19 protein-coding genes are annotated in these 21435 nt (G+C 44.4%); 2 read left to right on the top strand and 17 right to left on the bottom strand.

The window, feature by feature from the left end; translation table 11 throughout:
- Positions 1–7 precede the first annotated feature (7 nt).
- Together R8695_RS14560 and cobI are read right to left on the bottom strand one after the other, a co-directional pair.
- Positions 8–850 carry an ABC transporter ATP-binding protein gene (locus R8695_RS14560; protein WP_118509384.1) on the bottom strand — a complete coding sequence of 281 codons (843 nt, stop codon included), beginning with the start codon at positions 848–850 and terminating at the stop codon, positions 8–10.
- A complete protein-coding gene (gene cobI, locus R8695_RS14565; RefSeq protein WP_118509383.1) occupies positions 847–1542 on the bottom strand; it encodes a precorrin-2 C(20)-methyltransferase in 696 nt (231 codons plus the stop codon). The genes R8695_RS14560 and cobI overlap by 4 nt, the downstream gene beginning before the upstream one ends.
- A gap of 245 nt (positions 1543–1787) precedes the next feature.
- Here cobI and R8695_RS14570 point away from each other — a divergent pair, with 245 nt between their 5' ends.
- Entirely contained in the window at positions 1788–2306 is a 519-nt protein-coding gene (locus tag R8695_RS14570; protein ID WP_118509382.1) for a hypothetical protein, read from the top strand.
- A gap of 82 nt (positions 2307–2388) precedes the next feature.
- Here R8695_RS14570 and R8695_RS14575 read toward each other — a convergent pair whose 3' ends face one another.
- The 12 genes from R8695_RS14575 to R8695_RS14630 all read right to left on the bottom strand — a co-directional run bounded on the left by R8695_RS14575 (position 2389) and on the right by R8695_RS14630 (position 15379).
- A complete protein-coding gene (locus tag R8695_RS14575; protein WP_154779578.1) occupies positions 2389–3699 on the bottom strand; it encodes an alpha-L-fucosidase in 1311 nt (436 codons plus the stop codon).
- A gap of 18 nt (positions 3700–3717) precedes the next feature.
- Entirely contained in the window at positions 3718–6216 is a 2499-nt protein-coding gene (locus R8695_RS14580) for a transglutaminase-like domain-containing protein (RefSeq protein ID WP_154779577.1), read from the bottom strand.
- Entirely contained in the window at positions 6216–6962 is a 747-nt protein-coding gene (locus R8695_RS14585) for a copper homeostasis protein CutC (protein WP_118509379.1), read from the bottom strand. The genes R8695_RS14580 and R8695_RS14585 overlap by 1 nt, the downstream gene beginning before the upstream one ends.
- Positions 6963–7034: 72 nt before the next feature.
- Complete coding sequence (locus tag R8695_RS14590; protein WP_118509378.1) at positions 7035–7796, bottom strand: DeoR/GlpR family DNA-binding transcription regulator; 762 nt, start codon at positions 7794–7796, stop codon at positions 7035–7037.
- A gap of 49 nt (positions 7797–7845) precedes the next feature.
- Positions 7846–8820, bottom strand: a complete 975-nt coding sequence (locus tag R8695_RS14595; protein ID WP_118509377.1) for an ABC transporter ATP-binding protein — start codon at positions 8818–8820, stop codon at positions 7846–7848.
- A gap of 3 nt (positions 8821–8823) precedes the next feature.
- Positions 8824–9813, bottom strand: coding sequence for an ABC transporter ATP-binding protein (locus R8695_RS14600; protein ID WP_154779576.1), 990 nt, complete (start codon positions 9811–9813; stop codon positions 8824–8826).
- A 12-nt stretch (positions 9814–9825) separates the two neighbouring features.
- The gene (locus R8695_RS14605; protein ID WP_118509375.1) at positions 9826–10725 is read right to left on the bottom strand and encodes an ABC transporter permease; all 900 of its coding nucleotides are present in this window, start codon (positions 10723–10725) and stop codon (positions 9826–9828) included.
- A gap of 13 nt (positions 10726–10738) precedes the next feature.
- Complete coding sequence (locus R8695_RS14610) at positions 10739–11659, bottom strand: ABC transporter permease (protein WP_118509374.1); 921 nt, start codon at positions 11657–11659, stop codon at positions 10739–10741.
- A gap of 206 nt (positions 11660–11865) precedes the next feature.
- Positions 11866–13476 carry a glutathione ABC transporter substrate-binding protein gene (locus R8695_RS14615; protein WP_182437363.1) on the bottom strand — a complete coding sequence of 537 codons (1611 nt, stop codon included), beginning with the start codon at positions 13474–13476 and terminating at the stop codon, positions 11866–11868.
- Positions 13477–13831: 355 nt separating this feature from the next.
- On the bottom strand, positions 13832–14710 hold the full coding sequence (locus R8695_RS14620; RefSeq protein ID WP_118509373.1) for a mechanosensitive ion channel family protein: 879 nt from the start codon (positions 14708–14710) through the stop codon (positions 13832–13834).
- A 157-nt stretch (positions 14711–14867) separates the two neighbouring features.
- The gene (locus R8695_RS14625; RefSeq protein WP_118509372.1) at positions 14868–15146 is read right to left on the bottom strand and encodes a DUF1294 domain-containing protein; all 279 of its coding nucleotides are present in this window, start codon (positions 15144–15146) and stop codon (positions 14868–14870) included.
- Positions 15146–15379: an HPr family phosphocarrier protein gene (locus tag R8695_RS14630; protein WP_118509371.1), complete on the bottom strand. Its 234-nt coding sequence runs from the start codon at positions 15377–15379 to the stop codon at positions 15146–15148. The genes R8695_RS14625 and R8695_RS14630 overlap by 1 nt, the downstream gene beginning before the upstream one ends.
- Positions 15380–15665: 286 nt before the next feature.
- Here R8695_RS14630 and R8695_RS14635 point away from each other — a divergent pair, with 286 nt between their 5' ends.
- Complete coding sequence (locus R8695_RS14635) at positions 15666–16559, top strand: LysR family transcriptional regulator (RefSeq protein WP_154779575.1); 894 nt, start codon at positions 15666–15668, stop codon at positions 16557–16559.
- Between the two features lie 82 nt (positions 16560–16641).
- Here the strand turns inward: R8695_RS14635 and R8695_RS14640 are convergent, their stop codons facing one another.
- From R8695_RS14640 to R8695_RS14650, 3 genes are all read right to left on the bottom strand, one after another.
- A complete protein-coding gene (locus R8695_RS14640; protein ID WP_118509369.1) occupies positions 16642–18801 on the bottom strand; it encodes a Tex family protein in 2160 nt (719 codons plus the stop codon).
- 121 nt (positions 18802–18922) lie between these two features.
- A complete protein-coding gene (locus tag R8695_RS14645) occupies positions 18923–20209 on the bottom strand; it encodes a M28 family metallopeptidase (RefSeq protein WP_243139433.1) in 1287 nt (428 codons plus the stop codon).
- A 179-nt stretch (positions 20210–20388) separates the two neighbouring features.
- Complete coding sequence (locus R8695_RS14650; RefSeq protein WP_118509368.1) at positions 20389–21435, bottom strand: DUF975 family protein; 1047 nt, start codon at positions 21433–21435, stop codon at positions 20389–20391.

Raw genomic sequence — 21435 nt, forward strand, 5'->3', positions numbered from 1 at the left:
TTTATTTCTACTTGGAAGTCAGGTTCCGTCCTGCTCTTTCCACGAAAACATCTTCCAGCGTTGTCTCACGCAGAGAAGCCTGTCCGGTAAGCCCTTCCAGATACCGTATCGCATCCTGACGGGTATGGAAATAGTAGTTCTTTGTTCCCTCTTCAGTCATTTCATCTATGGTATAAGCCCCAAGACTCTCGATCATAGCTGCCGGAGTGCTGACTTCTTCCAGTTTCCCGTGATCCATCAATGCCACACGGTTGCAGAGGCTCTGGGCTTCTTCCATATAATGAGTGGTCAGAAGAATGGTCAGATTTTTCTCATTCAGTTTACGCAGAAGATTCCACATCTGTCTTCTGGACAGGGCATCCATTCCTGCTGTGGGTTCATCCAGAAGCAGGATCTCCGGATCTGTCAGAAGTGCCCGACAAACCATCAGTTTTCGTTTCATTCCTCCGGACAGCTTACGGACTGTACGTTTGCGGAATTTCAGCAGATCGCAGAATTCCAGAAGTTCTTCTGTTCTGGCCTTGATCTCTTTTCGCGGCATGAAATAAAGACGTCCCTGATATTCCATGATCTCATCCATATTCATATCCTGACGCATGGAATATTCCTGGGTGATCACGCTGATCTTCCGTTTCAGATCCGGGCGCTTTCTGGTCAGCTGCTGTCCGTCTATGATGATTTCTCCTTTCGTAGGCAGCAGCAACGTTGACAGAAGACTGATTGTCGTGGTTTTCCCTGCTCCGTTTGGGCCGAGTAATCCGAAGAATTCTCCTTTTTCAATTTTCAGGTTCAGGGAATCCACTGCTGTAAAATTGTCAAAAGTTTTCGTCAGATCTCTGGTTTCTATCATTTCTTTTCAGCCTTCTCCTTGGCAATGATCAGAGAATAATAACCTGCATCATCCGGGATTTCTTCTACACTGTTGTAAATATGCTCATCCGGCATTCCACAGTTCTCCACCATACGGATATTGCGTCCGCTTTTTGCCAGAATTTCCTTTACCTGATTCATCTTTTTGCCGGATTTCATCAGCACATAGGTACCCGGCTGATCCAGTTCACTGTCAAGGCGGTGAACTGCAGGCTGTACATGAAGAGGCTGGTTCCACTCTGTAAGCGGAATATTCAGGCGTGCTGCTGTTGCACAGAAGGAAGTGATACCGCTTACCAGTCTTGTCTCATATCCATCCTCTTCTACTCTCTTCTGCACATATGAAAATGTTGAATAGATAGTCGGATCTCCAAGTGTCAGAAATACTACATTCTTACCTGTATCAAGTGCTGCTTCCAGCGCCTTGGCTCCTTTTTCATGGTTCAGTTCCAGTTCTGCCTTATCGTGTGTCATTGGCATATAGATTGGCAGGAGTTCTTTGTCTGCAAGCTCAGGTACTGCCTGTACTGCGATCTTATATGCAACTGTTTCACGCACCTCTGCGCCCGGTACTGCAATAATATCATTCTCTTTGATCAGGCGCACTGCCTTTAATGTCATAAGTTCCGGATCTCCGGGGCCAACTCCTACTCCGTATAAAATTCCTCTCATTACCATATCCTCCTGTGATTTGCATATACATTTTTATGATATCAGAATTGCAGGAGCTGCTTCGCAGCAAAGCAATTCACAGATATTCATTTATTGTACTCACTGTTCACTACGTTCTCAATGATGTTGCGTGCGGACAGTATCTTTCATTATACTAAAACAGGATAACTTTTTCAACGAAGTATTGACAATTAATTTCAATTGTGGGATGATGAAAATTATCGAATTTAAGTGAGGAAAGAAATATGAGAAAGATTTTTGCAGTTCTGGCAGCTTTGATCTGCTGTCTGTCAGTATGGACTTCTGTTCCTGCTGCACAGGCTTTCACTCTTGATAAAGAAGATGGGGAGTATTCCATCCAGGTAGAGCTGGAAGGCGGAAGCGGCAAAGCCAGTGTCACTTCACCGACTTTGATCACTGCGAAAAACGGCGAAGTAACTGCCGATATCCAGTGGAGCAGTTCTAATTATGACTACATGATCGTTGACGGTAAAAAATATCTCCCTGTCAATGAGGAAGGAACGAATTCTGAATTCCAGATCCCGGTTACCATTATGGATGAGAGCATGCCGGTAATCGCAGACACTACCGCCATGGGTACCCCTCATGAGATCAATTATACCCTGACTTTCTATTCCGATTCCATCGGTTCCAAAAGCCAGATGCCGCAGGAAGCAGCGAAACGTGTTGTTGCTGTTGCACTTGTTATTATCGTAGGCGGTGGGATTCTGAATTATTTCGTAAACAAGAGAAACCGATGCTGAACCAGGCAGACACCTGCATCTCAGTTCGGTTAAGAAATACAAAAAAGCTGCCATACGGCAGCTTTTTTTGTATTCTATATCTTTATTCAGCCATCTCCACTTCCAGCACATAGTCTACAGGATCCGGCAGTACAGGATCCGGACCAAGGTCAACAAATGCGATATCCGGATAATCGCTGTGTACCCATAAAGTAGAAATTGGCACTTCATGTCCGTCATCCAGGGCACGTACTTTCACAATCTTATTCTTGTCAAATCCGATCAGCGGCAGTGGTCCTAATGTATTCTCATAAATATGGACATAATACTTGTTTCCATTTCTGGTGATACGTCCGTAATCCGGTTTCGGGATATCTGCTGCCGGAGCGCATCCATAGATACTGTCATGGTTCTTATCCATCCAGCGTCCGATTTCCGCCAGGATCGCGGAGGATTCTTTCGGGAATTTGCCCTTTGCATCCGGACCTACGTTCAGGATCATGTTTCCGCCCTTGGAGACACATTCTACCAGCTTCTTGATCAGCATGGAAGCCGGTTTGTAGTAGTGGTCATTTGCACAGTATCCCCAGTTGTTGTTCATGGTGAAGCATGCTTCCCATACCATCGGATTCCCTTCTTTGTCACAGATTCCTTCCGGCGGGATAATCTGTTCCGGGCTTATAAAATCGCCATGATACGGTGTCGGATCGCATTCATACAGAGATCCTCTTCCCTCACCACTGACTTCCAGACGGTTATCAATGATGATTCCCGGCTGTAATCTGCGGACCATATCTATCAGTCTGGTTGCTCCCCATTTCTCGCCTCGCATATCGTCATAGGAAAAGTCAAACCACATAATATCGATTTTTCCATAATTTGTGCAGACCTCTTCCACCTGATTGTACATATACTCTATATAACGAGAAAAATCTCTGTTTTCATTACTGCATTCCGGATGGTTTCTCATAGGATGGATGCGGTCTCCGTAATGAGGATAGTCCGGATGATGCCAGTCAAGTAAGGTGAAATACAGACCGACTTTCAGACCTTCTTCGCGAAGAGCTTCCACATATTCTTTGATTAGATCTCTTCCTGCAGGTGTATTGGTAACTTTATAATCTGTGTATTTACTGTCAAATAAGCAGAAACCATCATGGTGTTTCGCAGTCAGCACCACGTATTTCATACCTGCTGCCTTCGCCTCTTTTGCCCACTGTTTCGGGTCATAGTCTCTGGCATCAAACTCTTTCATAAACGGAAGATATTCTTCTTCCGGCATCTCTTCTGTACTGCGCACCCATTCTCCTCTTGCAGGTATGGAATATAATCCCCAATGGATAAACATTCCGAAACGGGCATCCTGATACCATTTCATACGCTCTTCGTATTCTTTTCTGTTAAACTGATACATAGTCTCTATCTCCTGTATTTACATCAATCTCAGCAGCATATCTCCGGTTCCTACATTATAACCGCTTGTTGCATAAATTCCATTCAGGCTACCGCTTGTCACAATGATCAGCGGAAGTTTGTCCGGGTCTACATACATACGTCTTCCCAGAGTATTGGTAATCTCTGAGAAATCATCATAATAAATCTGTACATTTTTCATCTTTGCAAGGGTCTTCGCAAGAGTAGGTGTACCCAGTGCCTCCCTGCTTCTCACTACAAAGATGATTCTGTCTGCATATCCTGCGAAAGCTTCTTCCTGCTCCATCATCTCGTTTAAGATGTGCTCTGTCGGCTCTTCCTCTTCTTCCAGGAACATAAGAATATGTTTGCCATCTGCCGTTATTTCAGAAGCGTTGATTTCACTTCCATCCTCTTTTTTCAGAGAAAATTCCGGCATGGATATATTTTCCAGCATATCTTCCAGCTTCGCTTCTCTCAACTTCATTTCAACATCTTTCATCTCTCCGGCAGCGATTTCCATATGATACTCATACGCAAAAATATTTCCGTTTGGAAGTCTGTTGGATGTAATGATCCTGTATTCTCCCGATATCAACTGCAGTTTTAATAAACCATCCTCAAACAGCATATCACCCAGCTTCAATGATACATATCTTCCATTTTCCAGTCTGGCAATACTCCAGTTCTGGAAATATTTCCAGACTGTATCATCTTCTGCGTGCAGAACCAGAGAACAATTCTTCTCTGTCTTTGCAAGAACAGATACAAACTTTCCATTGTCCATATATTCCATGGAACGGTCATTCGGATTTAAACGTGCCGGTATTCCCAGGGTTCTGGCAATTGCCACAAATAAGATCTTCTTTGACAGGAAACTGCCGGTTTCTGTTTTCAGACATCCGGCCGGAGTAGTAATTACACTTGCACGCTCCTTATCCGGTACAGACATAATGCCTGCATTGATCAACTCCCATATTTTCACCGGATTTTCTCTTAATTCTTTTTTCTCTTCTTTGGAGAAACGTTCTTTTATTTCTTTTCTGTATTTCTGCAGCACCTCATCATCCACTCTGGGATTCAGCACATAGGAAACAAATGTATCTTCTTTCATCATTCCATGATATGGAACTGCATATTCCAGATGTTCTTCCAGCACTTCTGCAGTACAGTCTATTCTGTCCTTTTCAGACAGAACATTCAGCAATTTTTCGCGGAAAGAAAATGCAGCAGCTTCTTCAATCCCCTGCACTTTCTTATTCAGAAATGCAGCACATTCCGGATTTGACCAGTTCTGAAGTTTTCTCTCTCTGTAGGCATTCGCCTCTGCCAGACGTTTATTTCCTATCTTTTTCTGTTCTGCTGTGGGCATATCTGTATTAACAGGAGCATCATGAGGTGCGATCATATCTACCGCATTCCAGGTTTCCTTTACAGTTTCGCCCTGATCCTGTGTTTTCAGGCAGATTTCACACACATCTTCGCCGGATGTATCCATTAATCTGTCAGCACTAAGCCACTGGCCGTCTCGACAGATACTTACAGAAATATGAAGACTGCCCAGACCCGTTGTCAGAACCGCCATTCCATTTTCATCGGTTTTCATTTCCGCTACAGGCGCATATTCTGAATAATTCATCACCTCAAAAGAAACGGCTGCTCCGCTGACTGCTTTTCCCTCTTCATCTTTAACCTGAACTGAAATTTGTTTTGTAATGGCATATCTTTTCAGTTCATTCATCATGGTTACCATACCATCTTTTCCAATGATCTCTCCATCCGGTACCTTCGTATCAAATACCCTCGAGTGAACCATCATGGCCCTTGAAGAAGCATTGGTAAACCATCCCTTATTCAAAATCTGTTCCGGTTCCCCTCCGCCGATAAAATACCACTGGCCGTCACTCCAGATTTCCACCCATGCATGATTATCATCACAATGAGACCATTTCGGCGCATATACCTGGCGTGAAGGTACTCCTGCACTTCTCAGCGCATTTACAGTAAGCACTGACTTCTCACCGCATCTCCCAATTCCTCTTCTGTACACAGAAATTGCTGATAAAGTACGGTCATCTGTACAGTGATAAGCAGACTCCTGTGCACACCAGTAGTTTATCTCCAGTGCTGCAGCCTTAATGTCCATCCCCCTGGTTCTCTCTGCAAGTTCACTGTAAAAGAATGTTCTGCAAGGTGCTATTTCCTCTTCATTAACTCTGTGAAACAGCACATAGTTCAAAAAAATATCCTCCGGCATATTCGCGATCCTTGGATTTTCTTTCCACAGATTCACTCCATTCACCGCATAATCCAGAAACACTTCAAATGGATAATTTCCGATATCACTGTATGGCATAAATGCATAAAGATATTTGCATGCCAAAGCCACTTCCTCATTGCACTCTGCCAGTTTCCGGTCTATGGCTTCAAAAACCCGGGGCAGGGATTTCGCCTGCTCCAGGTAACTTCTCTCAATTCGCTGTTTGTTTTCCTGTAAGAAAATTTTCGACTCTGCCATTATAATTCCTCCAGAACTTTCTTCGCAGCACGGATATTCTCTTCATCCGTTCTCCACACTTCATATTCGCTCAGTAACGGAAGGCCCATATTTACGCCTTCTTTTCTGTATTTCATCTCACTGTCAATGGTTCTTTTGCCTGACATATGATAGGCTTTGACTCCTGTCATCGGATATAACTGGCGGATCACTTCCGCATTGACACCGCTTCCTGCCTGAATAGTAACACGTCCCCGGCTTCTTTCCTGAAGCTCTTTCAGAAGTTCTGCGCCCTGCAGACATACATTTCTCTGGCCTGAAGTAAGAATCGTATTGATTCCCAGCGAAATGGCCTGTTCCATTGTTTCTATCGGATCCACACAGACATCGAAAGCTCTGTGAAGGGTTACGGACATATCCCCAGCTGCCTCCATCAGTTCTTTCATCTGTTCCATATGTAAGGTGCCGTCCGGTTTCAGGATTCCGATCACAACTCCTTCTGCTCCCATTTTCCTGAAATCCTGCACTGCACTTTTTATCATGGCAAATTCTGCATCTGTATAGCAGAAATCCCCGAACCTGGGACGTATCAGTGCATGGATACGGATATCTGATCTTTTTCGTATTTCATCAAAAAGCCACGGTCCCGGAGTAGTACCGCCGATGATCAGATTGCTGCAAAGTTCCAGCCGGCTCGCACCTCCCTGAACTGCTGCCATTGCAGATTCCACAGAATCCACACAAGTCTCCAATATGTACTCTTTCACGTACTTTCCTCCATCTTTCGTCTGCTGCCATGCAGCTTTATTTCCAGCGGATATTCACAGTCCGCTTTTTATTTATATCAGTCTTACCCCTGCGATCTCCAGTGCATGGACGATCGTTTCATCAGGGAACTCATCTGTCACGATTCCACTGATATCATCAAAATGTGCAAACTTATAAGAATCGTTAAAATAAAATTTATCCCTCTCCATCACAACATATTTATGTCTGCTGCTCTGCAGGACAGACTTCTTCGTCAGTCCATCCTCTACCCCCAGAGTCGTCACTGTACAGTCTGTCATATCCACACCGCAGCTTCCCATAAACGCCCGGTCAAAACTGTACTGCTTGATCACATCAATGGCAGCTACCCCCATAAATCCGTTAACTGTCCGATACATGGTACCCCCCGTACCAATAGCTGTGATCGCAGTGTTGGTTGCCAGGATCTGCAGGATATCGATCATGTTGCTCACTACCACCACGCGCATATCAGATGCCGCAAGCAGTTTCGCAAGTTCAATATTGGTCGTGGAAATATCCAGAAAGATCGTTTCATTGTTCTTTATCAATTTGAAGGCTTTGGCGGCAATGGTCTTCTTTTTGTCCAGATGGTAATTTCTTCTGTCCACCACATCTCTTTCCAGGGGATAATCCTGAGAAAGGATGGCTCCACCGTAGGTTCGCTTCAGTTTCCCTGCATTTTCAAGAGTTTTCAGATCCTTGCGGATACAGTCCTCAGTAACCTGGAACTTCTCGCTCAGTTCCTTTACGCGGACTTTTCCCTTTTCCCGCAGGCATTTCTCGATTGCTCCTTGTCTCTCTTCTGTAAACATGGAACCCCCTCTTTCCTCATCCTTTGGTAAAAATTTTCTGTACTATGTCTTATTCCGTAAATTCCGGATAATGACATTTTACAACATGACCCGATGCGATTTCAACAGGTGTCGGCACCTGTGTCTTACATTTCTCTGTGCAGTGTGGGCAGCGTGTATGGAACAGACAGCCGCTTGGCGGATTACTCGGGCTCGGAAGATCACCTTTCAGAGTGATACGCTCTTTCTTCACATCCGGATCCGGGATCGGAACTGCGGAGAGAAGTGCTCTTGTATATGGATGTCTCGGGTTTGCATACAGTTCTTTCTTCGGAGCTGTCTCCACGATCGTACCGAGATACATAACACCAATCCTGTCAGAAATCATCTCAACGACACTCAGGTCATGAGAAATGAACAGATAAGTAAGATTGAAATCTTTCTGTAACTGCTGCAGAAGATTTAATACCTGCGCCTGAATGGAAACATCAAGAGCGGATACCGGCTCATCTGCGATGATCAGCTTCGGCTGTACAGTCAGTGCTCTGGCGATTCCGATACGCTGACGCTGGCCGCCGGAGAATTCATGGGGATAACGTTCTCCGTGAGACGGGCTTAAACCTACGGTACCAAGAAGTTCATGTACTTTCTTAAGGCGCTCTCCTGCGCTCATATTTGTATGGATCAGAAGGGGCTCACCGATCAGATCCTGGACTTTCATTCTCGGGTTCAGGGAACCGTACGGATCCTGGAAAACCATCTGAATGTCAGAACGCAACGGACGCATTTCTTTCTCGGAAAGTTTGGAGATCTCTTTTCCCTCAAACCAGATCTCGCCGGAATCCGGTGTGATCAGATGATCAATCAGTTTACCTGTGGTGGATTTACCACATCCGGATTCTCCTACTAGAGAGAAAGTCTCGCCTGGATAGATGTCAAATGATACATCATTTACCGCATGGACAAATTTCTTCTTGCTGAACATTCCTCCGTTTGCCTGGAATGTTTTCTTCATATTCTTTACTGATAATAACGGCTCGCTCACAGGTTACGCCTCCTTTCCGGTTTTGTGCAGCAGATGACATCTGCATTTTCTGGTGCCTGCTTCGTTGATGTTCTCAAGCTCCGGCTCCTGCTGGTGGCAGATGTCCATCGCATATTTACATCTCGGTGCGAATTTACATCCTTTTGGCATTACGGACAGATCCGGTACGCTTCCAGGAATGGATGGCAGGGATTCTACGCCGCTTCCAAGCTTCGGTACAGAACCTATCAGACCCTGGGTATATGGATGCTTCGGGTCTGCGAACAGCTCATGTACAGGTGCTTCTTCTACGATTCGGCCTGCATACATAACAACGACTCTGGAACACATTTCCGCAACAACACCAAGGTCATGTGTGATCATCAGAATACCTGTGTTTTTCTTAGCTCTGATGTCCTCCATCAATTCCAGGATCTGTGCCTGAATAGTAACGTCAAGGGCTGTAGTCGGCTCATCTGCGATGAGAAGTTCCGGCTCGCAGGACATTGCCATCGCGATCATAACACGCTGGCACATACCGCCGGAGAGCTGATGGGGATAGCTCTTTAATGTCATATCCGGTTCAGGAATACCTACGGATTTCAGAACTTCAAATGCTCTGTTGTGTGCTTCTTCTTTTGAGAAATTATTGTGAAGCAGGATTGCTTCTGTCAGCTGTTTCTCAATTCTCATACATGGATTCAGAGAGTTCATAGGCTCCTGGAAGATCATGGCAACCTCACGGCCTCTGATCTTTCTCATGCCTTTCTTGTCCTCTTTCAGGAGGTCCTTGCCGTTAAGCAGGATCTCACCGTTGGAAATCTTACTGTTACGTGCCAGAAGTTTCATAATGGAAAGGGATGTTACTGATTTACCACATCCGGACTCTCCTACCAGACCAAGGATCTCACCCGGCTTAATTGAGAAGCTTACATTATTGACTGCTGTCACCCATGTTTTATCTCTTTTAAACTCCGTGCGGAGGTTCTTTACTTCTAATAATTTTTCTGCCATGGTTTCTTCCTCCTAGTTCATCTTTGGATCCAGGGTATCTCTGAGACCATCGCCCAGCAAGTTGAATGCCAGAACTGTAAGGAAGATCAGAATACCAGGGAACAGTACCATGTGAGGAGCTGTGTTCAGATAGTTACGTCCTGTGGAAAGCATGGCACCCCAGTCAGGCTCTGTAACATTTGCACCAAATCCCAGGAAACTTAAGGATGATGCTGCAAGGATCGCAGTACCTACACGCATGGTAAAGTTAACGATCATAGACTGAATGGTACCAGGGAAAATGTGTACAAACAGGATTCGCATATTGGAACATCCCAGGGAGCGGGCAACCTCTACATAAGGAGCCTGTTTTACGGAAATGGTCGCGCTTCGTATGATTCGTGCGAAAGACGGCACAGTAAATACCGCAACCGCGATCATAACGTTTACCATACCCTGTCCGATGATGGCAACGACTGCGATAGCCAGCAGGATATCAGGGAAAGCGAAAAGTACGTCACAGCATCTCATGATCAGGGAATCAATAATTCCGCCGTAGAAACCTGCGATCAGTCCAAGTACAACACCGATGGCTGTACCAATGATAGTAGCTGTCAGCGCACATGTCAGGGAAAGTCTGGTACCAACCATCAGACGGGAGAAAACGTCCTGTCCGTATTCATTGGTTCCCCAGATGTGGGCTGCGCTTGGTCCCTGCATCATAGCTGTGTAATCCGGTGCCTGTGGATCATACGGGACTACATACGGTCCGATGATCGCCATCAGGATAATAAAAAGTATAAAGATCAGAGAAACCACTGCTGTTTTTCTCTTCATGAATTTCTTGACAAATTCTTTGAACTTGCTCTGTGCCTTAGGGAGTTCTTCGGCAGCAGCAAGGTTGATGTTTGATGTTGTGTTCTTATCTGCCATCTTCTCTCCTCCTTTACTCATAACGTACACGTGGGTTAATTACACCATAAAGAATATCTACGATCAGGTTGATCAGGATGTACTCTGTAGCAAAGAATAGAAGCAGTGCCTGTACAACCTTGTAATCTCTGAACTGAATGGAATCTACCAGAAGACGTCCAAGTCCAGGAATAGAGAATACGGTCTCTGCCATAACTGATCCGGAAAGAAGACCACCGATCTGAAGTCCGGCTACTGTTACGATCTCGATCAGAGAATTCTTGAATGCATGGCGCATAACTACCAGTGATTCAGAGAGACCTTTGGCACGTGCTGTACGCACATAGTCCTCACGCATGGTCTCAAGCATGGAAGATCTGGAGAATCGGGCAAGGATCGCCATGATTCCGGCTCCCATTGTAAGTGATGGAAGAATATAGCTCTTCCAGGTCTCCAGACCACTGGTCGGAAGCCATCCCAGGCTTACTGAAAAAAGCTGGATCAATTCCAGACCTAACCAGAAACTTGGAACAGATATACCTGCAATTGCTATGAGCATGCCTACATAGTCAAGAATCCTGCCATGGAATACGGCTGCAATGATACCGATGGCGATACCGATGATCGCTGCCCAGATCATAGATGAAAATGTCAGCATAATCGTTGGTTTCAGTCTTGGTGCGATTGTTTCTACTACTGTTTTACCGTTTTTGATTGAGTCTCCCAGATCTCCTGTGAAAAGACCTTTCATGTATTTACCATACTGCACCAGTAATGGTTCATCCAGTCCCAGCTGTTCACGTACAACTGCTACATCTTCCTTTGTTGCATCCTGACCGGCAATCATTCGTGCCGGATCACCAGGAATCATATGGATAAACATAAATACTACGAATGAGATAACCAGAAGCAGCGGAATTGTGCTTACTAAACGTTTACCTAAATAACGTCCCATATTTTTCCTCCTTAATTAATGATTCGTAACTGTTCCGTCCCTTCACAGTGGAATCCTGGACTGCTGAATAGTTACTGTTTTCTAAAAATTCAATTGATTTTGCTTTATATTCAGAGAACTGCCATAATAATGCTTATGGCAGTTCTCCGTTTTGAACATCATTGTTATTATTGCTCTATATTATAAATATACACTTGACTTCAGACTTACTGTGCTAAAGTTGCATTTTCGAAGTTGAATGCTCCGTCCGGAGATACATATACGCCAGACAGATAAGATTTTGTAGAGTAGATGATCTGGTCATTGCCAAGGAACAGCCATGGGCAAGCTTCCCATGCGATCTTCTGAGCATCGCCATAGTATTTAGCCTGTTCTTCTTCGTTAGCTGTTGCAAGACCTTCATCCATATCTTTATCAAAGTCAGCATCGTTGAAGTATGCTGTGTTTGCACTTGTTGGAGGGCACATTGTGCTGTAAAGCAGGGAACGTAAAGAACCATCCATTGTAAAGTCAGATGCAGACCAGTTTACATACCACATGTTGATCTCAGCTTCTTCTTTGTCAACATAAATCTTATCGCTTACAGTTGCAGGCTCCATCGGCTGAACGTCAACTTCGATACCAATCTGAGCAAGCTGCTGCTGGATAAATGTCATACCTTTGATTTCCTGTGTTGTGTTATCGCCCCACAGAGTAAGTTTGAATCCGTCTTCATATCCGGCTTCTTTCATAAGTTCTTTTGCTTTATCTACATCATAGGTATAAGCTTCCTGCTCTTCGTATCCGCCGATGATAGATGGAACTACAGATGTAGCAGGTTTTCCGTATCCGGAATACATTAACTGGATGTATGCATCTTTATCGATCGCATAGTTCATAGCCTGACGTACTTTTACGTCAGAAAGCTGCTCCAGATCCATGTTCAGAGTTACATATCTCATGATGTTGGAATCTGTTGTAAGGATATTTACATCGTCAGTTCCTTTGATCGCTTCGATCTGGTCAGATGGTGTAGGATAGATGAAATCAGCCTCACCTGTCTGAAGCATAGCTGTACGTGCACCTGCTTCCGGAACTTCTTTGATCGTTACAGTGTCAACGCCCGGTTTCTCTCCCCAGTAATCTTCGTTGCGTTCGAAGCTTGTATGGTCGCCTTCTTCCCATTCTGTACATACATATGGGCCAGTTCCGCATGGATGGTTCATGATGTCATTGCCATACTCTTCAAGAGCTGCAGGGCTGATGATACAGAACTGTGTCAGACGGTTGATAAATGGTGCCCATGCCTGTGTCAGTTTGATCACCAGTGTGTAATCATCAGGAGTCTCAATGCTGTCTACACGAGGAGTTTCAGATCCATCTGCATTGGATACAATAAATGTTCTTCTCTGACGAAGGTTATTGTCTTTGTCAACTACACGATCGTAGTTTGCTTTAACTGCTGCTGCATTGAAGTCTGTTCCGTCCTGGAACTTAACACCCTGACGAAGTTTGAAAGTGTATGTAAGGGAGTCATCAGAAACTTCCCATGATTCAGCAAGTTTGCCAACCAGTGTCTGGTTCTCATCAAAAGAAACCAGTGTCTCATATACACCACGTGTAGCAGAGATAGCACTTGTATCCGGAATGTTTGCCGGGTCCATGGAGCTTACGCTTCCTTCGATGGCGATTACCAGATCATTGTCGGATGATTTGGCATCTTCATTTGTGGCTTTGAGGATGTAGCCGTCATCATCTGCTGCAAATGCTGTAGCTGACATGGAAACTGTCATTGCGCCAGCAAGTACTGCTGCCAGAACTTTTTTGTACATTTTCATAGTTTTCTCTCCTTTTCTTTTTGTACGTTGTTGATTAGTTACAATATTGCAGTTAATTTTGGGTACAAAAAAAGCGTTTTTATTTTTTGCTCCTTTGCAATGTGTTCGATCGGATGTTATGATCCGTTCAGAGTTACGTTTACTTACATGCCCCTTTGCATATTCATAAAAACACTTCGTCTTAACTTGACTTCAGTATAGCAGTATGCTGTCCTGTTGTCAATTGTTTTATCGTATTTTGTCTTATTTTGTAGGTAATTGACCAAAATTCCCCACGAAAATTAGTATTAATCACTAATTTCTGTGGGGAATCCAGGAAAATTTAAGATAATTTGGTATTGTTTTGTATTGTTTCTTACTTTACAGCATGTTTCTTGACATGAATCTGAAGCTGATTATATGGAATTTCGATTCCATTCGCATCGAAAGCTTCTTTGATCAGTTCATTCAACCTCCATTTCGCAGCCCAGTATTTCTCAGTTGCCACCCATACACGCAGTCCCATGACCACTGAGCTCTCGCCAAGCTCATCCACGAAGACCACCATTCCCTGATCATCCTTGGTATCCTCATCATTATGGAGGATTTCCTCCAGAACTGCCTTGGCTTTCTGAATATCTGAGTCATAGGAGATGCCAACTTTGATCTCCAGCTTCCGCAGATCTCTGGCAGTAACATTCGTGATAATACTGTTTGACAGTGTACCGTTGGGTATCACGATATGCTTATTATCAATAGAAATCAATGTAGTATAACAGATCTCAATTTTATATACCGTTCCCTCACACTCATTCTGCTGGGCTATGATCACATAATCGCCTACCTGAAATGGCTTAAATGTCAGCAGCATGATCCCGCCGGCGATATTCGCCAGACCGCCCTGCAACGCCAGACCTACCGTTACACCGGCAGTTCCAAGTAAAGCTGCCACTGAAGACTCTTTCACCCCGAAATGAGTGGCAATGGTAAATACCAGCAATACATAAAGCCCAACTCTGAGAAGAGACCCTACGAACTGTATAACACCTTTATCTATAGAAGTCTTCTGCATGGACGTCTTGATCAGATAGACGATCCACTGGATCACTTTTCTTCCACCTACGAAGACCAGAAGAGCGATCACCACTTTTATACCGAATCCTGCCAAACCCGGCAGAAAATTCTCAAAATACTGCTGGTAAGTATCCACCATACTCTCCAGCGTATTTCCCACATTCTGTATTTCCTGTTCCAAATATCTGTGCTCCTTTTCCAAGATTCAGACAGACTGCAGCCTCGCAGTCTCTGTCCGTAAAAGTCTTTCGACCTGAATATTCCTTATATAAAGTAACACAATCTCCGTCACAGGCTGTAACACGGATTTTCGCAATCCGCTTCACTGCCTGATCCGGTCAGATAAAAATATTGGTTTGTAAAAAATATAGCAGCATTAACTGTGCTGCCAGAATGGCAGGACATCCAATACAGAATTTCAGCTTTCGGGTCTTATGATGAAAAGTATACATCCCAAGCAGTGCTCCCACTGAGCCCCCTGCTGCTGCCAGAAGGAGCAGGCGCGCCTCCGGAATCCGCCACATACGACGTTTCGCCCTTCGTTTATCTTCCCCGAATGCACAGAATGTGATGATATTGATAATAAGTAGATACAGATAACTATACTGATTTCCCATCAGCTTAACATACTGGAAACAATGGATTCGAAGTTCTCATCGTAGCCTTCGTATTTGAGCTCCAGGGGCTCTTCGATGCCCAGACTTAATACTCCAAGAATGGATTTGGCATCAATAAAAATTTTTCCTTTGGATACGATATCGATATCAAAGGGGCATCTGACTGCTGCACTGACCAATTTCTTGGCTGCCTCTATATCATTGATCTTAATTGTCTTATTTGCTGTTGTCATATTCGGTAATCTCCCTTCCTTTTAGTCTCCACAAATACTGTCTGCTGCATGATTGCAGCCAAGCAGGTAAAATACCCCAGCGTCCCATTGTCAGGACTTTAGAGTGTGTTTGAAAAATCATTCCCACAAATTTTGACGCACATCTTGCAGAAATCCTTTTTCAAACACGCTCTAGTGTTGATTTTTTGACCAAGAGGTATTATACTTGTTCACACATTGATATACAAACGTATATTTTCTATATCTGATATCACATTTTTATATACTACAAGGAGCCGACTGATTTATGATTCTGGATTATTATCGTATTTTTTATTATGTAGCTCAGTATAAGAGCTTTTCCAAAGCAGCCGACGTTATGGGGAATAACCAGCCAAATATTACGCGCTGTATGAATATCCTGGAGAACGACTTAGGCTGTAAGCTTTTTATCCGTTCTAACCGTGGTGTCCAGCTGACCCTGGAAGGTGAGAAACTTTTTGAACATGTTTCTATTGCAATCGAACAGCTTGTGTCCGGCGAAAATGAACTTCTCAAGGATAAAGGTCTGGAGAGCGGACTGATCAATATCGGAGCCAGTGAGACCGCGCTGCGTCTCTTCTTATTAAATGAGCTGGAGGTATTCCATCATCATTATCCACATGTGAAGCTGAGAATCTCCAATCATTCCACACCACAGGCAGTTCAGGCACTGGAAAACGGCCTGGTAGACTTCGCAGTAGTCACCACTCCCGTTGCATTGAAGAAACCTCTTCAGAGAATTCCCCTGTATTCCTTCCGCGAGATTCTCATCGGCGGTCCGGAATATGCGGATATTGCATCTGAAACACATAGCCTGCAGGATCTGCAGGATCTTCCACTGATCGGCATTGCACCAGGGAGCAGTACACGGGAATTGTATACTCAGTATTATATGAGACATAATCTTCCTTTTTCACCAGATATGGAAGTTGCCACCACAGACCAGATCTTCCCTATGGTAGAACATAATCTGGGAATTAGTTTCTTCCCTGAAGACCTTACCAAAGAACATCTGGCATCTGGAAAGATCATTCAGATTCCTATTAAAGAGGCGCTCCCTGAGCGAAAGATCTGTCTGATCCGCAATGTAAAAAGACCCCAGAGTATCGCTGCACGCAGTCTTGAAGAACATCTTACTTCACATCGTGAAACAGAATGATCGGTCTTTATAAACCAACAGGGATTACACCAGCAGATCCTCTGATATCTGCCAAGAGTAATCCCTGTTTTATTATTTTCTGTTATTTATTCAGACCTTTCATAGATAAGCTGATACGTTTCTTCTTCATATCAACTCCGATCACGCGTACATCTACGATATCCCCTACACTTACTGCTTCCAGAGGATGTTTGATAAATCTCTCTGTCATCTCGGAAATGTGTACCAGACCATCCTGGTGTACTCCGATATCTACGAATGCACCGAAGTCAATGACATTACGGACAGTTCCTTTCAGAACCATTCCTTCTTTTAAGTCTTTCATCTCCAGAACATCAGAGCGAAGGATCGGTTTCGGCATGTCATCACGCGGATCACGGGCCGGTTTCTCCAGTTCTTTCACGATATCGCGAAGTGTGATCTCACCGATTCCCAGTTCTGCTGCCATCTTTTTGTAGTCTTTTACCTGCAGGGAAAGTCCCAGAAGATTTCCTGCTATCACATCTTTTGGTTTATATCCAAGTTTGGCAAGAAGAGCAGATGCTGCTTCGTAGCTCTCAGGATGTACACTTGTTGCATCCAGAGGATTCTTTCCACCGGAGATACGCATGAAACCTGCGCACTGCTCGAATGCTTTCGGGCCTAATTTCGCTACTTTGAGAAGTTCTTTTCTGTCAGTGAACTGACCGTTCTCTTCTCTGTAAGCTACGATATTCTTGGCGATCACTTTGCTGATACCGGAAATATACTCTAACAGAGATGCAGATGCTGTATTTAAGTCTACGCCGACTTTATTTACACTGTCTTCTACAACGCCGCTTAACGCTTCATCCAGTTTCTTCTGGTTCATATCATGCTGATACTGGCCTACACCGATGGACTTCGGATCGATCTTAACCAGTTCTGCAAGGGGATCCTGTACACGTCTTGCGATAGAAGCCGCACTTCTCTGTCCTACATCAAAATTAGGAAATTCTTCTGTAGCCAGCTTACTTGCAGAATAAACAGATGCTCCGGCCTCATTTGTGATCAGATACTGTACTTTCTTCTCCGGGATCTCTTTGAGCATATCTACGATGACCTGCTCTGATTCACGACATGCAGTACCGTTTCCTACAGAGATCAAGGATACGCCGTATTTCTCGATCATTGCTTCTACTGTATCTTTGGCAGCACGGATCTTCTTTTCTGTAGTCGGTGCTGTCGGGTAAACAACTGTAGTATCCAGTACTTTACCTGTAGCATCTACAACTGCAAGCTTACATCCTGTACGGAACGCAGGATCCCATCCAAGTACCACTTTGCCTGCGATTGGAGGCTGCATCAGAAGCTGCTCCAGGTTCTTGCCGAACACACGGATCGCGCCGTCTTCTGCCTTGTCTGTAAGGTCGCTGCGAATCTCACGCTCGATAGCCGGTCCGATGAGACGTTTGTAGCTGTCTTCTACAACTGCTTTCAGGATTGGAGTTGTGTTCGGGTTATCTTTCTTGATGACTCTCTTATTTAAATAACGAAGAATATCTTCTTCCGGTGCATTTACCTTTACAGTGATAAATTTCTCTTTCTCACCACGGTTTAATGCAAGAACACGGTGTCCTGCCAGTTTCTTGATCGGCTCTTCGAATTCATAATACATCTCGTATACAGACTGTGTCTCTGCATTCTTTGCAGCAGAAGAAATACTTCCGTTCTTTGTGGTCAGGTTACGAATATAGATACGATAGTCTGCTTCATCGGAAATACGCTCTGCGATAATGTCTTTGGCGCCGTTTAATGCCTCTGTGACATTCTTAACGCCTTTTTCTTCAGAAACGTATGCTTTGGCTTCCTCTTCTACCGGCTTGTCTGTCATCTGCAGAAGAATGATATCTGCCAGCGGCTCCAGACCTTTTTCCTTGGCGATGGTCGCACGGGTGCGGCGCTTCGGGCGATATGGTCTGTATAAGTCCTCTACCACTACCAAAGTCTGGGCATCCAGGATCTGTTTCTTCAGTTCCTCTGTCAGTTTGCCCTGGTCCTCAATGCTCTTTAATACCTGGTTCTTCTTATCTTCCAGATTTCTTAAATAAGTCAGTCTCTCAAAGAGTGCACGGAGCTGCTCATCATTGAGGGAACCGGTTGCTTCTTTTCTGTATCGGGAAATGAATGGGATGGTGTTACCTTCGTCAATTAATTTGACTGCAGCTTCTACCTGCCATTTTTCCACCTTTAATTCCTGTGTGATTACCTGAATAATATCCATTATTTCTTTATCTCCTCTTGTTGCTTATCAGAATCGTTGTACCGGTTCTGCAAAAAACGCTCTTGTGATAGGTTATCAATCCGGCGTTCATTTGTCAAGTACCGGATTTTCCCGTCGGGAATCAGCCGAAATATTCATCCAGCTGAGTAATAAATTCTTCCGGTACTTTCCGTTCAAATGGAAAACTGTCGATATTTCCCAGTCTGTCTGCAATGTATCCAAGCAGGATGGCACTTCTCTCCAGTGACCAGTCTGACAGCAGTGCAATGGTATCGTGGCGGGTGTGCATGCCGAAACCATCTCTGTTCAGAGTCATTGCAGGAATTCCTTTCCATGCGAAAGTATTGGAATCGCTTCCCCAGATCTGATTCTTGGTTGACATTCCGATTCCGATCTCATGAGCCATATAAGTGATCATATTACAAACAGAAGCATCTCCTGTAACACCAACTACCGTTCCGCCCACAAGCTGTCCTGCAAGGTCTACATTCATATTGAAACGGTGTGCAGGAAGCTCTGTTTCATGGACTTTGATATAACTCTGGCTTCCCAGCAGACCCTTTTCCTCTGCACCAAACCATACGAATTCCATTGTTCTACGTGGTCTGTGCACCTGGAAATATCTGCACAGTTCCATAATGATGGCACCGCCGGACATGTTATCATATGCCCCAGGTCCTTCAGGAACAGAATCATAATGTGCAGTCAGAGTCAGGATTTCTTCTGCTCGATCGGTTCCTTCGATCCGTGCCACTACATTGCGTGATGTACGTGTTACAGTCTTCTGTTCTACAGACAAACATGCCTGAGATGCTCCGTTGGTCACCAGTTCGATGGCATCTTTATAATGAATGCTTACGCCAGGAATTCTGTTATGATAATTCTGTGCTTCTTTTCCTGCCTCTTTTTTCTCTTCTCCCGGCAGATTTTTCGGCAGACCATATGCGCGCGGAACCAGATCCTCTCCCTCATCTAACGGAGAACCTGCAATACTGATAAAGCCAACAGCACCTGCCTTCACCAGCTTCTGGTACATGTCTTTTCTAATCGGATCATTTACCATAACGATCTTTCCGCTGACATGTGCAAGGCTGATCTCATCACCATTCTCTGCATAGACAAACGGCGCCTGCAGTCCATCCTCTGCCGTGTTGCCGCATCTGCCGTATCCAGTCACTGTGTATTCCTTTTTGTACGGTTTTGTAATTGTCAGCTTTGCCTTCTTTATCTGGAAAGTATCGAAACCGAACTCTTCCAGACGGCTTTCCACACCTAAGCTGCTCAATGTTTCCAGAAGCAGTGCTGCCGCTTTTTCCTCGCCTGCAGTACCTGCCTCTCTGATATAGTCAAATCCTGCCAGAAATTCCATCTGGCGCTTTCCGCTGATCTCGTTTGTATTCATAGTCATTAAAAACCTTCCCATACTGTTTTTTCATATTAACAACAATTGTTTCTATTATAGCATTCATGCACCGGTTTTTTCCACAATTTTCTTTCAGATCATTTTTCCTTATCCGGAGCCAAAAAAGAAAGCCCTTTTCTGCCGATTATCTTTATCACATCAAAAAAGGACTTTTTCTATATTCTTTATTTCAGACTGTTGAAATACTCATCCCATGGTTTCGGTTCGTTGTCTTCTTCCTCTTCCTGGGCTGGCGGGGTTCTCTGTTCTTTTGGGCTTGCAGTATCTTCCTGATCATTCCGTTTTTCTGTACTGTTTGTGCTCTGCACATTACTCTGCATTTCTTCGTTATCTGCGGTATTTTGTTCTTCCCTGTTGTCATAAGAATCTGCTGCCGGTTCTTCCGGTGCACGCCAGAACTGCTGCGGATGCGGCTGTTCTTCCTGGATCCGTCCACCGAATATCGGGTTCACATAATCCTGTGCCGCACGTTCTTCTTCCTCTTTCTCTGCAGTAAGTTCTCCCATCAGATCACGATAGAACATCGCTTCTGTCATAACCATATACGGAAGGATCCATAAAAGTGCAATATAGAAGGTAAACACAGACAAAAACATCAACGGAATAAAGCTTGCCTTCAGCATCAGGTATCTGCCACAGCTTCCTCTCATAAGATTGATGCTCTCTTTCAACGCATCTCTTCCTTTCATCTCCGGATGGTCAGAAAGGATAAAATACGCCATCTCCATAGGGATCACCAACACCTCATAAACCAGAAGCCCGATGATCAGCATAGAAGCACTTATCACCACAGAATCTGCCAGAGCATTAATATCATTTACATCCACCTGTGCTGTATAACTGTAGATCGTGGACGGAAGCATAGTCAGCAGATTGATCACTGCAAACACGAAGGAAGCCGTGATCACGCGATCCGGATGATTTCTGTAAAAATACAGCAGATCATTCAGTGAATATTGTTTCCCTCTGGCAATATTCAGATACATATAGATCATTCCCGCTGACATCACATTCACGATCAGTGACAGGATAAAAGAAAAAACATTTGCCAGCACAATATCCAGAACGGAGTCTCCCGGAAACAGTTCTCCGGATACCAGGCTGCTGACTAACAGCAGTCCCTGGACGATCACAAATGCCAGGATCAGTGTTCCGTACTTTCCAGACATCCGCTCTCTCGCCCGGGCTTTTAATTCACTTCTCTGTGTCAT

Source organism: Blautia luti (assembly GCF_033096465.1).
GTDB lineage: Bacteria > Bacillota > Clostridia > Lachnospirales > Lachnospiraceae > Blautia_A > Blautia_A luti.